Raw genomic sequence first — 15,068 nt, forward strand, 5'->3', positions numbered from 1 at the left:
ATAGAATATCAAGAGGAGAAGAATATTTTTTAACTTATAGCGTAACTATAAGCTCTCTTTATTTCATAGAAATAGATCAAAAACAACAAGGCTATCTAGACATCCTCTTTTTAGAGGATTATAGAGGGTTTTTCATTTTTACCTCTTTTAAAATTGTGGGTGATTAGCTCAGATGGTAGAGCAGCTGACTCTTAATCAGCGGGTCGTGGGTTCAATTCCCTCATCACCCACCAATAAAGATAATTTATTAATAAAAAAACATAAATAAAATTATAAAAATATACTGCCATTAGATTTAAGTATCTTTTCTGCTCACAATTGATTTACTTTAAATTCAGTGTACTCTTAAATCTAAAAAGTACTTTACCATTTATCTCTACAAAATATCCTGATATTAGAAGGACGTATTTAACTTACTCGAAAATATCAATAGTCCTCAAAATTTTTATCACTCTGAAAATTTTACTTTTACATTAAAGATTATAAAAATTTCACAATAAAATCCTAAATGCTGTTAAAACTTTAATAATCTTCATAGATTTCAAGGATTTAAATTTTTCTAAATCTTAAATCTTTCACTGGTATAAAAGTCATTATTTACGTTAAAAAGAAGTTTGGTAAACAATCAGATATATGATAAAGTTTGCCAATGAATTATCGGCATATTTATCATGCTGGCAATTTTGCTGATGTCTTTAAACACATTATTGTCACACGTATCATAGAATATCTTAAGCGCAAAGAAAAAGCCTTTCGCGTCATAGATACGCATGCGGGTATTGGACTCTATGATCTTTCTTCTGTAGAAGCACATAAAACAGGAGAATGGCGTGAAGGCATCGGACGACTTCTATCGATTCCCATCCCCCGAGACTTAAAAGAGCTTCTTGCCCCATGGTATGATGTTATTTTTGCAATCAATAAAGGAACTAAAGAAATTGCATTCTATCCTGGATCACCTATTCTTATTCGCCAACTATTGCGTAAAAAAGATCGATTAACTGCAATTGAATTACACCGTGAAGATTACCAAATTTTAGCCAGCCACTTTTCTGGTGATTACCAAACAAAAATTCTGCACTTAAATGGTTGGCTTTCTTTAAATTCCCATCTACCACCAAAAGAAAAGCGTGGACTTATTTTCATTGATCCCTGTTTTGAACAACCAGGAGAATTTTCCCGCTTCATTGAAGGAATAGTGAAAGCATATCGACGTTTTTCTGGAGGAGTATATGCTTTATGGTACCCTGTTAAATATAATAAAGAAATTGAACTTTTTCTTCATGCACTTCATAAAACAGAAATTCCAAAAATTTTACAGCTCGAGATGCATATTGGGAAAAGCGTATCCCCACCTAAAATGAATGGTAGTGGCATGATTCTTATTAATCCTCCTTATCTTCTTGAAGACGAAATAAAAAAAATCGCTCCTTTCCTTATCAATCATCTTGGAAGAGATGAGCATGCACATATTATACAAAAATGGCTTTCATAGAGCTCACCTATTCTTTAGTATTTTTAATAAAAATACACACTAAAAATTATCAATTCCGATACCATAAATAGAAAAAACAGCAATTCATAAACAAAGCGCTTGACTAGAAACAATCATTTCATATCTCACAAATATAAAATAGTTTCAGGTAAATTAATGAGCTTAGAAAAGCATATACTCCGCTATACAAAAAATGAAGAAAAATTCCCTTTTTCATCTGATATTATATGGCATGATGCTCATAAAAAAAATGAGAATAATCAATTTAAAGGTGTTGCACTCATCCAATATTTTGTCAAAAATCTCCCTCATAAACCAGGGGTTTATCGGATGCTCAATGAAAATGGTGATATTCTCTATATTGGCAAAGCACGAAACCTCAAAAAACGTGTTTCACATTATACCCGTGAACATGGACACAGTAACCGTATTACACGTATGATTCGTGAAACAAATCATATGGAATTTGTCGTTACCCATACAGAAACAGAAGCACTCCTTTTAGAAGCTAATTTAATTAAAAGATTACAACCACATTTTAATGTTTTACTGCGTGATGACAAAACTTTACCTTATATCATTATCACGGACGATCACCGAGCACCTGCACTATATAAACACCGTGGTGCCCGAACACGAAAAGCTCATTATTTTGGTCCTTTTGCTTCTTCGGAAGCGGTTACGCAAACAATCAATGTTCTACAACGCGCCTTTTTATTACGAACCTGCACTGATTCAGTTCTTGAAAACTGTACACGGCCTTGTTTGCTTTATCAAATTAAACGCTGCTCAGCTCCTTGTACACATGAAATTAGCAGTAGTGATTATTTACAACTTGTCAAAAAAGCAAAAGCTTTTCTTTCAGGAAAAAGTCAATCAGTTAAAAATGATATGGTTCAAGCTATGCATAAAGCTGCAGAAAATCTTGATTTTGAGCGTGCTATAACCTATCGTGACCGCTTATCAGCTCTTTCTCACATACAAAGCCATCAAAGTATTAATCCTCAAACTGTAAAAGAAGCAGATGTTTTTGCAATTGCACAACAAGAAGGAATGACTTGTATTCAAGTATTTTTTTTCCGTATGGGGCAAAATTGGGGAAATCGTTCCTATTTTCCAAAAGCAGATCCCTCTTTTTCCAGCTCCGAAATTCTAGCAAGTTTTCTTATACAGTTTTATGATAATAAGCCAATTCCAAAGCTTATTCTTTTATCTAATACAATTGACGAAGAAATACTCCTCACTGAAGCATTAAGCCTGAAAGCAAACCACAAAATATCTCTATCTTTACCAAAACAAGGAGAACGCAAAGCTCTCGTGAATCATGCTTACACAAATGCCTATGAAGCACTCCAACGCAAGCTTTCTGAAACATCAGCACATAAAAAATTCCTTTGTAATATCGTTAAAACATTTCAACTATCCCATACTCCACGCCGTATAGAAGTCTATGATAACTCACATCTTATGGGAACTAATGCAGTTGGCGTAATGATTGTTGTTGACCAAACAGGTTTTGTCAAAAATCAATATCGTAAATTCAATATTTGCTCGACCGATATCAAACCTGGTAATGATCTTGGTATGATGAAAGAAGTAATCGAAAGAAGATTTTTACGCCTTCTTAAAACATATGGTTTACCTAACAAAAATAAAAATATTGGCTATGAAGATTCTTATCCTCTATGGCCTGATCTTATCTTAATTGATGGAGGGCAAGGACAAATAAATATTACTAATACAGTATTATCTGAATTAGGTTTAGATGATTTTATCACAGTAATTGGCATAGCTAAAGGTCCTGACCGGAAAGCTGGTCTAGAACGTTTTTTTATGAAAGGAAAGCAACCTTTTACACTTCCCCCACATGATCCTATTCTTTATTTTCTACAACGCCTACGCGATGAAGCACACCGTTTCGCAATTGGAACTCATAAAGCAAAACGAAAAAAAGAAACATTCAAAAATCCACTTGATGAAATTGAAAACATAGGCCCTACGAGAAAGCGTGCTTTGCTTAACTATTTCGGAAGCTCTAAAGCAGTTTCCAGAGCATCTATTGAAGACTTAACAAAAGTTACAGGCATTTCTAAAGAAATTGCGTACAAAATTCATAATTATTTTAATAAAAAATAAGGCTTGTTTCATAAGCTTTGCCTTGTTACTTTTATACAATATTTTATACTCTAAAAACTGAAAATTGCTCTATGAAAAATCATACTTTTTCTTTTCCTAATATTCTAACTTATGCACGAATCATTGCTGTACCATTGGTTGTAGCGTGCTTTTTCTTAGAAGGTCGCCTACAATCAAGTGATATTGCTCGTTGGACTGCTGTTTCTATTTTTATTATTGCATCTATTACTGACTTTTTGGATGGCTATCTTGCTCGTATTTGGCAACAAACCTCTAATATTGGCCGCATGTTGGATCCAATTGCAGATAAACTTCTCGTCTCTGCCTGCCTACTCTTACTTGCTGCAGAAAGTACTATCGCCGGCTGGTCACTTTGGGCAGCGATTATTATTCTTTGCCGAGAAATTCTTGTCTCTGGACTACGTGAATATTTAGCTGAGTTAAAAGTGAGTGTTCCCGTCTCTCGTTTTGCAAAATGGAAAACTTTTGTACAAATGATAGCTATTATATTACTCTTAGCAGGTCCGGCTGGTAATAAAATAATTCCTTACACAACAGAATTCGGCATTACTATGCTATGGATTGCAGCTCTGCTTACATTATGGACAGGATGGGATTATTTCCGCGCCGGTTTGAAACATGTTATCACATAAAAAAACAAACGGCGAGATTACAATACATGAATAAAGGCTCATTATCCTAAATAATAAGACATTTACCATTGCTTAAGCTGATACAGAGAACATTTGGAAAATAATGCAAATATATAATTAAAATTTAATAGACTAGAAAAATACCTTTTTAGACATAGCCATACCAACATGTTCTTTTGAAAGTAATAATCTTACTCGAAAAGTCCCTCAATATATTTCGGGACTTTTCATTTGCTAAATAGTCTTTTGTTAACCAACAATTTCAATGTCAGAAAACCAATAAGCTATCTCCATTTTCGCAGACTCAGCACTATCTGAACCATGAACAGAATTTTCACCAATCGATAAAGCATGCACTTTACGAATTGTTCCTTCCTGTGCATCAATAGGATTTGTGGCTCCCATAATTTCACGATTTTTAATGATTGCATTTTCTCCTTCTAAAACCTGCACAACAGTTGGACCAGAAGACATAAATGTCACCAACTCTTCAAAAAATGGACGCCCTTTATGGATTGCATAAAATCCCTCTGCTTGCTGTCGACTCATCCACACGCGCTTAGATGCGATAATATGCAATCCGCCATCTTCAAGCATTTTTGTAATTGCCCCCGTCAAATTACGGCGCGTTGCATCTGGTTTAATCATCGATAAAGTGCGTTCTACAGCCATTTGGTTATCTACCTTTCTTTCATTTAAAAACTATCTTCACTTCTCTATAACAAGTAAAGAACTTTCTACCAAGTAACGGTAAGAAAATCTGTATTAATTTTCAATTATATAATTCTTTTTGAGATCGTAACCTTCATATAATAAAAATATTAGTAGTAATTTATCCTAATAACCATATCATCATTTTTCCTTCAAAAATTGAATAAATGAGCTTATTAGAAAATCATGTAAAGGAAACTTTTCACTATGTTGGTCTTGAATGATATCACAATCCGAATGGCTGGATACCTTTTGATTGATCGCGCTAATATTGCAATCCCTTCTGGCTCAAAAACTGGATTTGTTGGGAATAATGGAACTGGTAAATCAACTCTTTTTCGTGTTATTATAGGTGATATTTCTCCTGAGAATGGTGAAGTTCTCATACCACAAAAAGCGCGCATTGGTTTAGTTTCCCAGGAAGCACCAATAACCGAGCAATCCTTGCTCGAAACTGTTTTAGATGCAGACAAAGAACTTATTAATCTCCTCCGTGAATCAAAAACAGCAACTGACCCAATACACATTGCTAACATTCATACACGTTTAAGTGATATTAACGCTCATTCGGCAAAAGCACGCGCTAGTAAAATTCTTTCTGGTCTAGGATTTGATCCTCATACACAACAAAAACCTCTATCCTCTTTTTCTGGTGGATGGCGCATGCGCATTGCATTGGCAGCTGTACTTTTTACTGAACCTGATCTTTTACTCCTCGATGAGCCAACAAACTATCTTGATATTGAAGGGACTTTATGGCTCATCGAATATATACACCAATATCCTCATACAACTATTCTCATTAGCCATGATCGCGACTTCTTAAATAAGACTGTTAACTCTATCATGTATCTTGAAAATAATAAGCTTACCTTCTGGCGTGGTAATTATGATCAATTTAAACAACAAAAAGCGGAAACTATTAGATTACAACAAAAAGAGCAGGCAAAACAAGAAGCACAAAAAAAACATATGAAGGATTTTATTAACCGTTTTCGTGCAAAAGCAAGTAAATCGCGACAAGCACAATCACGTCTTAAAGCACTAGAAAAACTTAAACTAATCACACCTTGGGAAACAAGATATAGTCAATCTTTCACTTTTCCGATAGCTGATAGACCTGTAGCCTCCCCTATTATTGCATTATCAAATATAAATATTGGTTATGAAAAAGGGAAACCTATTCTTAAAGAACTAAATTTGAGAATTGATAATGATGACCGTATCGCTCTTTTAGGTTCAAATGGAAACGGTAAATCAACTCTTGCCAAATTACTCGCAGGCCGTCTTCAACCAGAACAAGGAACAATAACACTCGCCCCCCATCTAAAAATTGCCTTTTTTACACAACATCAATTAGATGATCTTATACCAGAGCAAAATGCAATAGAACATATGCGCTATCTAATGCCAGAACAGTCAGAAACCAAAATACGCTCTACATTAGCACAGATGGGACTATTAACAGAAAAAATGATGGTAAAAGTTAAAGAGCTTTCAGGAGGTGAAAAAGTACGCTTACTTATGGGACTTATCGTTTTCAAAAGTCCCCATCTTCTTATCCTCGATGAACCTACCAATCATCTTGATATTGATAGTCGTGAAGAACTAATCCATGCACTCAATAATTTTAATGGAGCAGTTATCCTCATTTCTCATGATCGTTACCTTATTGAAGCAACAATGGATCAATTTTGGCTTGTAAAAAATAAAACTGTTCTACCTTATAAAGGTGATATCAACACCTACCGCATAGAAGTTCTTGGCCTCTCCCCCAAAAAAGAAACAAACACTTCTCCTAAAAAAGAACATTTTCTTTCTAAAAATGAACAAAGAAAAATCAATGCGCAAAAACGCTCTCTTCTTGCACCACTACGCAAACAAATCGCTGAAACTGAAGCAGTGATAAATTCTCTTCAAAAACAAATTAAACAACTCGATGAAGAATTAATTCCTGCTTCTTCGCATCATCAGTTCTCTGAAAAAGCAAAAGAACGTGCTAAAGCAGTAAAAAAACTGGAAGAATCTGAAGCACTCTGGTTTGCCTTATCTAATCAATATGAAACAAAAAATCATACAAAAATATAGCTCTCCTACCATTAGCTTTCTTGCTTGACGGAATAATAGCTCTTCATAGAAAAGATCTTTAAAACTTCTCACACAATAGAGGCTATAATCAACAAAACAGAGCGAGCTCTTAAAAACTATAGCGTAACCCTACAATACCTTGAAGGGACTGTTCCACCTTATGCCCTTTGAGATACTGAGCTTCAGCATAAAGCGATAAGTTATCACCAATAAGGCTATGCAAACCAATTCCTAATTTTCCTGCATCTCTCGATAAATCAGTGATAAATTTATGCTGATTATTAATTGTCGTATGATTCCTATCTATATATTCACGTAACCAAGCCGTTGTTATATAAGTCATTAAGTGAGCGTCATCATTCAAATTAAACTTATGACCAACAGATAATCCAGCTTCACTGCGCAATGAAGTAGAACTATTCACATTACCAACCATCTGATTAGAAAGCTTTACTTCCTTACCCGAAACACGGACTCCTGTTAGTTGAGTATAAGGCTGTATCCAGGTATCTGGTGCTACATTAAAATAATACCCTGCTTCAAATGAAGTCCCTATTGCCCATTGGTTATAATCACCTTGAACACCCAAACTATTTGTCGAAATAGCCTTTAAATTATTTGTGTAATAATTATATTAAAACGCTATCTAAATACCACCCTTGATTATCAAAATAAGTCGCATAAGCCCCGGCACTATAAGTGTCCATATTACTGACACCGCCTCGTGCATGGGTAATACGCGCTTGATCATAACTTCCAAAACCACCAATGTAAAAATCCCCTTTCATCAGTTCTTGCAGCCAATCAACACCTAATATGATACCTGTCTGATCAAGTCTAAAATGCGTATGACCTGTAGCCAAACGATCGCGACCCTTGATCCCATACGTCCAGAAAGCCGTATTCTTCTTGTTCCTGCCTAAAATACCTCTTCCAACACGCAAACTTTGCAACTCATTATTAAAAACAAGTTCAGGAGCTACTGCCAAAGATAACACTGCATCTGTCGATGGTGTCGTAGACGAAGTTAGCTTATCAAAATGATCTGCTGCTAAATACCAAATCTTGCTAGCATCATCTCGTCTTTGCTTTAAGGTATACATATAAGTGCCACCGTCAACAGCATTAATCTTTACACCAGAAAGATCCACTAAAGTAAAATGAGAGCCTGCACTTTTATCAGTAACCAAATCACGGTGCTGTGAAAGAGGATTGGTAATTTCAGCACCTGAATCAGCTACGCTTATCATGTGATGACCATCACCACTTTCAATAAAAAGATAATCACCGCGATCCTCTGCAATAGTGGTATTAAATCTAAAATGTAAACTTCCTAATTCACCAGAAAGCTTCTCAATATAAAGATGAGAATAACGGGGTTGAGCTTGATAAGGAATAAAACTAACAGTTCCCTGACCACTTAATTTCTTAATCAAAGCGCTATCTCCATCACGTTCACTAATAACAGATAATTCACTAATAACAGATAATTCTGTCTCTTTTCCTTTTAAAATAAAGTTTTCTATTGTAGAGTGATGCTCTTTATCTCCAGCATAAAGATGAAACTTTCCAAAATCATTAATTGTCGTATCTCCTTCTAATGTCGCACCCGAAAATGCCCATGAACTCGCATGATCATTAACAGTTAGACCATATACATAACCATCCTTATGTATTTCTTGAACAGCATTATCATTTAAAGTAACAATAATAGCTGTACCTTCTGCAAAAACGCGCTGTCCTCCATCCCTAAAAACTTCAGTATTTACTGCAGTCCCTCCCCCTTCTTGATTACTTTTTGCACAAAGATTTTGTATGCCTCCTTCCATCACTTTCGCATTCCATACCACCTCGTTTCCAGATACATTCTGTTCTCCTGTTATATAACCTTGATCCCGAGGAAAAGTTTTTAAACCATTTGAAGATACAGATAGCAATACCGGTACAGATGCTTTCACTTTATCGGTATCAGAATTAGATGAAATAGCTTGTACAAGAAAAATATCTATGACTAGCATCGCAGAAATTAATTTATAGCGCATTATTCAAACTCTACTCTTAAAAGTTAGCGAATTCAGTAGCCTCAATCACCATAAAACATACCAAAAATCGAGACTGAGACTATTTTTTTAAAAATTGTAACGCAATCCTAAAACACCTTGAAGTGATTGCTTTGTCTTCTTCCCCCTGAGATAATGAGCTTCAACATAAAAATTCAAATTCTCACTAATAAAACTATTCAAACCAATACCAAGTTTGCCAGAATTACCAGATAAATCAGTCTTAAATTTATGCTGTTTATTAATTATTGTGTGATTATTATCTATATATTCACGTAACCAAGCAGCCTTTATATAAGTCATCATTTGAGTGGATGTACCTGAACTCAATTCATGCCCTATAGACATCCCAATTTCACTACGCAACGAAGTGTATGGACTAATATCACCTGTCATTTCATTAGAAAGTTTTACTTCCTTATCCCCAACCTGCAACCAAATTAACTGACCATAAGGTTGAACCCAAGTATCTTCCACTAACTTCACATAGCGTCCCGCTTCAAATGAAGCACCTATCGCCTTCTGATTATAATCACCTTTGATATTTATACCGTTCGTTGATATGGCGTGAAGATTATTTTGATAATGATTATATTTTAAAACGCTATCTAAATACCAATCACGATCACCAAAATAAGTCACATAAGCCCCAACACTATAAGTATTTACACGACTAATACCACCCCGAGCATGAACAATATCTGATTGGTCATAACTGCCAAAACCACCAATATAAAGCTGCCCATTCATTAGATCGCTTAACCAATCAATTCCTAGCATTATACCAGTTTGATCTAACTTAAAATTCGTATGACCTGTAGAAAGATGCTCTTTACTCTTGATCCCATATGTCCATAAAGAAGTGTTCTTTTTATTTCTTCCTATCAAACCCCTTCCAGCACGCAAACTTTGTAACTCATTGTTAAAAATAAGCTCGGGAGCTACCGCCAAAGACAATAACACATCCGTCGATGGTGTCGTAGACAGAGCAGATGTAGATATCGGATCTAATATTGGCAACTGTTCCTCTATTGGCAACTGTTCTTCATTATCTTGTATTGGCAACTGTTCTTCATTATCTTGTATTGGCAACTGTTCTTCATTATCTTGATTAATCAATTGTGTAGACTCTTGTTCTCCTAGATCTTCTAAATCTTCTAGATCTTCTAAATTAATATCTTCTTCTAGAGGCAAATGACCTGAGCAAACTGGAATCTCTTTATTAACATCAATCTGTTGTCCCGATGTATATGGAATCACTTCAAAACCAAGAATTTGTGATTGCTCTGAATTCAAGACTGGAGAACCACTCAGCACTGGATAACCATCCACCAGCACTGGATAACCATCCACCAGCACTGGACAATCATCCACACCACTATCATGAGACTGTAAGACACGTCTTCGACTTTTTGGCTCAGCACTTTGATCGTTCTTATATAAGATGGCTGAAGAACTAGAAGCCTGCAGTCCCCCCAAATCCAGTGCTAGAGAACTCTGCTCAGACCGTCTCACATGCCGAGGAGGACGAGATCGAGGCTCTGAAGATTTAGGAGAATTTTTGTGACTTTTTGATTTACCATTATCCGCTTTACCATTAGAAGTAGATGATAAATCTAAATTTAGTTTTTGAATTAAACGTTTAGAAGGAGCGCTTATATGACGAGGTTGGCCAGTATCTGCAGACAAAGCCCAAACCTTCCAATTTCCACTTTTGCTCCTCTGTTGCAAAGTATACATATAAGTTCCGCCATCAACTGCATTAATTGTTTTACCAGCCTTATTTGCTAAAGTGAAACTCGCTCCCCCATTTTGACTTTTATCGGTAACTAAATTAATCTCAGCAACACGAGCATGCTTTTGCGAAAAAGAATCTGCAATTTCACGACCAGAATCAGCAACACTTATTGTATGGCTACCTGAGCTATTTTCAATTAATATATAATCACTTCCCTCCCCAACATCACTAATATTAAAATTGAAATGTAAATTCCCTGAAAGTTTCCTAACATTAAGTTTAGAATGACGTTTATCATATTCAACAGAGGAAAAACCTACTGTTCCACCATTCCCACCTAAATCTTCAATCATAACCTCAGAACTACGGCTGCCATTCTGCATACCAATAGAAAACAATCTTTCAGGACTTCGCCCCTCGATAGTAATATCTTCTTTTGTAATATAACCTCTATCATCACCAGCATAAAGACAAAGACGCCCTTGACCATTAATTCTTGTTGCCCCTGTCAAACTTGTACCAACATATACCCATGATTGCGCTTGATCTTGAATCGTTAAATCCTTCACTGTCCCACCAGAATATACGACTTGAAGAGCTTGATCCTTCAAGGTAACTCCTGAAGCCTCACCTCCCGCTAAAACAAATTGTCTACCATTCGAAGAAACTTCAGTACCTGATGCGTAACCACCTTTTCCTGTCTTTCCTTTATAAAGATATTGTATGCCACCTCCCATGATTTTTGTATTCCATGCTTCCCCACCATCATATAGATTTTGTTGCCCGACACTTCCATTTATACCAGAAACCGAAGATTCATATGCACCACTTCGCTTACTCACTATACCCAAAAGTCTACCGCTTTCTTCAAAAACAAACTGCAAACCACCCTTAACTTGAGTGTTCATTGCAGTGGCTCCACGCGTAACGACCTGTTTTCCACCTTTACCAACAATGGCATTCATTGAGGTTCCATTATTTTCAACAATATCAACACCGCCCTCTTCAATCTTGGTATTCATACTGATACCTCGAGTAACAATTGAAGAGTTTTTCAATACCTTTCCCTGTATAAGAATAGAGGAAAAAGCTTTTATTACTTCACTTAAGTCCAAAGATTCATCAGACATCTCCTGCATTTTCTCCCGCGCGCTTACACTTTGTATGAAAAAAGTACTGACCATTAATACTGAAAAACTTAATTTATAATATTGCATGATCTACGCTCCATCACTGAAAGCTAGATTAACGTCTCCCGACTATCAAACAGCTCATTCTATTATATCACAACGTGTTTTATAGATATCATAATATGCTTTATATTACAACATAATAATATCTCACAAAGCGCAATGATCATAAATAATGTTGGATTATCAGAACAATAGAAAGAAAAATATATGCAAATTATGTATTTCACAAAACAATAAAAATGAATTTAATAAACAAAACTGATCTTGCATATTAGAATACAAAAATATCTCAATATCTGTATCTTCTCAAAAAGAGTTTTCTGATCATTAATATCTGGCTTGTAAAAAATACAATTCCAAAATGATCAGAAAACAAAACAGAGCGAGCTCTTAAAAACTATAGCGTAACCCTACAATACCTTGAAGGGACTGTTCCACCTTATGCCCTTTGAGATACTGAGTTTCAGCATAAAGCGATAAGTTATCACCAATAAGGCTATGCAAACCAATTCCTAATTTTCCTGCATCTCTCGATAAATCAGTGATAAATTTATGCTGATTATTAATTGTCGTATGATTCCTATCTATATATTCACGTAACCAAGCCGTTGTTATATAAGTCATTAAGTGAGCGTCATCATTCAAATTAAACTTATGACCAACAGATAATCCAGCTTCACTGCGCAATGAAGTAGAACTATTCACATTACCAACCATCTGATTAGAAAGCTTTACTTCCTTACCCGAAACACGGACTCCTGTTAGTTGAGTATAAGGCTGTATCCAGGTATCTGGTGCTACATTAAAATAATACCCTGCTTCAAATGAAGTCCCTATTGCCCATTGGTTATAATCACCTTGAACACCCAAACTATTTGTCGAAATAGCCTTTAAATTATTTGTGTAATAATTATATTTTAAAACGCTATCTAAATACCACCCTTGATTATCAAAATAAGTCGCATAAGCCCCGGCACTATAAGTGTCCATATTACTGACACCGCCTCGTGCATGGGTAATACGCGCTTGATCATAACTTCCAAAACCACCAATGTAAAAATCCCCTTTCATCAGTTCTTGCAGCCAATCAACACCTAATATGATACCTGTCTGATCAAGTCTAAAATGCGTATGACCTGTAGCCAAACGATCGCGACCCTTGATCCCATACGTCCAGAAAGCCGTATTCTTCTTGTTCCTGCCTAAAATACCTCTTCCAACACGCAAACTTTGCAACTCATTATTAAAAACAAGTTCAGGAGCTACTGCCAAAGATAACACTGCATCTGTCGATGGTGTCGTAGACGGAGTTGGTGTTGGCAACAGATCTAAATCTGGATTTGGATCTGGAGCCGGATCTGGAGGAGTTGGCTTATCAAAATGATCTGCTGCTAAATACCAAATCTTGCTAGCATCATCTTGTCTTTGCTTTAAGGCATACATATAAGCGCCACCGTCAACAGCATTAATCTTTACACCAGAAAGATCCACTAAAGTAAAATGAGAGCCTGCACTTTTATCAGTAACCAAATCACGGTGCTGTGAAAGAGGATTGGTAATTTCAGCACCTGAATCAGCTACGCTTATCATGTGATGACCATCACCACTTTCAATAAAAAGATAATCACCGCGATCCTCTGCAATAGTGGTATTAAATCTAAAATGTAAACTTCCTAATTCACCAGAAAGCTTCTCAATATAAAGATGAGAATAACGGGGTTGAGCTTGATCAGGAATAAAACTAACAGTTCCCTGACCACTTAATTTCTTAATCAAAGCGCTATCTTCATCACGTGCACTAATAACAAACAATTCTGTCTCTTTTCCTTTTAAAATAAAGTTTTCTATTGTAGAGCGATGCTCTTTATCTCCAGCATAAAGATGAAACTTTCCAAAATCATTAATTGTCGTATCTCCTTCTAATGTTGCACCCGAAAATGCCCATGAACTCGCATGATCATTAACAGTTAGACCATATACATAACCATCCTTATGTATTTCTTGAACAGCATTATCATTTAAAGTAACAGTAATAGCTGTACCTTCTGCAAAAACGCGCTGTCCTCCATCCCTAAAAACTTCAGTATTTACTGCAGTCCCCCCCCTTCTTGATTACTTTTTGCACAAAGATTTTGTATGCCTCCTTCCATCACTTTTGTATTCCACACCACACCACCTTCATATACATTCTGTTCTCCTAGTATATCACCTTGACCCTGAATAATAGTACCGTCAGCAAAACTCTCTGTTATTTTTCCTCCAACATCACCTTTCCCATAAACAAACTGTTTACCACCATAAATTTTCGTTCCCTCTGTTTTTCCCCCATACTTAACCTGTTGTTGTCCATTTGTGTAAATAACAGCATTTCTTGAAAAACCTTGTTTACCCTTGAAAGTTACAACAGTTTCAACACCACCACTTTCAATTTTAGTACCTTCACTCAAACCACCTCCATAAACATAAAGCTTTCCAGAATTTCTAATTATGTTATTGATTGACTTACCTGGATTATCTTGCTGGCCAACATTTCCAACATAGATTTCATTATTATTCTCTATTACGAAATTTTTTAAAATTGCTCCATCTTCAATAATAGTGATGTCACGTTTTCTAATGATCTCAGTTTTTTTTTCTTTCTCATTATCATACTGATCATAAACAACACTCCCCCTATAACTGCCATCCAATCTTTGCATTTCATTCTTATCTGCATCTGCAACTCCCACAAAAGAGCTACTGATTATAAACACCCAATAACCTAACTTCCATTTGTATTGCATAACTACATCCTTACTATTCCGTCTTGAACAAACTACTGGGAAGTAAATAGCTCTGCAAAAGTACATTTCAACCATAACCCATCAAAATTTACCAAAAATGTAAAGTGTACAAACCTTTAATAGCTTGTATTTTAAAATACAAAACGATCCCATTAACACTCTATAAAAAGCATCTTTCAACAAGCATATATTTTTATTGCTTTATCTTTTT

The 15,068-nt window shown here is 35.6% G+C and carries 6 protein-coding genes, 1 tRNA gene and 2 pseudogenes; 5 read left to right on the plus strand and 4 right to left on the minus strand.

Annotated elements, in window-relative coordinates; all coding sequences use genetic code 11:
• The first annotated feature begins 157 nt into the window (after window positions 1-157).
• From Bra60_RS03755 to pgsA, 4 genes are all read left to right on the plus strand, one after another.
• Window positions 158-233: transfer RNA gene (locus Bra60_RS03755), tRNA-Lys, on the plus strand.
• Window positions 234-649: 416 nt separating this feature from the next.
• Window positions 650-1,495, plus strand: coding sequence for a 23S rRNA (adenine(2030)-N(6))-methyltransferase RlmJ (locus Bra60_RS03760; RefSeq protein ID WP_078688657.1), 846 nt, complete (start codon window positions 650-652; stop codon window positions 1,493-1,495).
• A 156-nt stretch (window positions 1,496-1,651) separates the two neighbouring features.
• On the plus strand, window positions 1,652-3,631 hold the full coding sequence (gene uvrC / locus Bra60_RS03765) for an excinuclease ABC subunit UvrC (protein WP_078688658.1): 1,980 nt from the start codon (window positions 1,652-1,654) through the stop codon (window positions 3,629-3,631).
• A gap of 71 nt (window positions 3,632-3,702) precedes the next feature.
• On the plus strand, window positions 3,703-4,284 hold the full coding sequence (gene pgsA / locus Bra60_RS03770; RefSeq protein ID WP_078688659.1) for a CDP-diacylglycerol--glycerol-3-phosphate 3-phosphatidyltransferase: 582 nt from the start codon (window positions 3,703-3,705) through the stop codon (window positions 4,282-4,284).
• A gap of 249 nt (window positions 4,285-4,533) precedes the next feature.
• On the opposite strand, the gene ndk is transcribed toward pgsA, so the two are convergent.
• Window positions 4,534-4,956 carry a nucleoside-diphosphate kinase gene (gene ndk / locus Bra60_RS03775; RefSeq protein ID WP_035007287.1) on the minus strand — a complete coding sequence of 141 codons (423 nt, stop codon included), beginning with the start codon at window positions 4,954-4,956 and terminating at the stop codon, window positions 4,534-4,536.
• 246 nt (window positions 4,957-5,202) lie between these two features.
• Here ndk and Bra60_RS03780 point away from each other — a divergent pair, with 246 nt between their 5' ends.
• Complete coding sequence (locus tag Bra60_RS03780) at window positions 5,203-7,083, plus strand: ABC-F family ATP-binding cassette domain-containing protein (RefSeq protein ID WP_194285016.1); 1,881 nt, start codon at window positions 5,203-5,205, stop codon at window positions 7,081-7,083.
• 109 nt (window positions 7,084-7,192) lie between these two features.
• Here the strand turns inward: Bra60_RS03780 and Bra60_RS03785 are convergent.
• From Bra60_RS03785 to bafA (Bra60_RS03795), 3 genes and pseudogenes are all read right to left on the minus strand, one after another.
• A pseudogene (locus Bra60_RS03785) lies at window positions 7,193-8,960 on the minus strand (autotransporter outer membrane beta-barrel domain-containing protein); the annotation flags it as partial.
• 252 nt (window positions 8,961-9,212) lie between these two features.
• Entirely contained in the window at window positions 9,213-12,098 is a 2,886-nt protein-coding gene (bafA, locus tag Bra60_RS03790; protein WP_078698085.1) for a BafA family autotransporter, read from the minus strand.
• A 366-nt stretch (window positions 12,099-12,464) separates the two neighbouring features.
• Window positions 12,465-14,857: pseudogene (gene bafA, locus Bra60_RS03795) on the minus strand (BafA family autotransporter).
• Window positions 14,858-15,068 lie beyond the last annotated feature (211 nt).

Source organism: Bartonella sp. Raccoon60 (genome assembly GCF_002022585.1).
In the GTDB taxonomy this organism is placed as follows: domain Bacteria; phylum Pseudomonadota; class Alphaproteobacteria; order Rhizobiales; family Rhizobiaceae; genus Bartonella; species Bartonella rochalimae.

Coding starts and splice junctions, on each gene's coding strand:
- ndk (WP_035007287.1), bottom strand. CDS start 4,956: ATGGCTGTAGAACGCACTTTATCGATGATTAAACCAGATGCAACGCGC.
- uvrC (WP_078688658.1), top strand. CDS start 1,652: ATGAGCTTAGAAAAGCATATACTCCGCTATACAAAAAATGAAGAAAAA.
- Bra60_RS03780 (WP_194285016.1), top strand. CDS start 5,203: ATGTTGGTCTTGAATGATATCACAATCCGAATGGCTGGATACCTTTTG.
- Bra60_RS03760 (WP_078688657.1), top strand. CDS start 650: ATGAATTATCGGCATATTTATCATGCTGGCAATTTTGCTGATGTCTTT.
- bafA (WP_078698085.1), bottom strand. CDS start 12,098: ATGCAATATTATAAATTAAGTTTTTCAGTATTAATGGTCAGTACTTTT.
- pgsA (WP_078688659.1), top strand. CDS start 3,703: ATGAAAAATCATACTTTTTCTTTTCCTAATATTCTAACTTATGCACGA.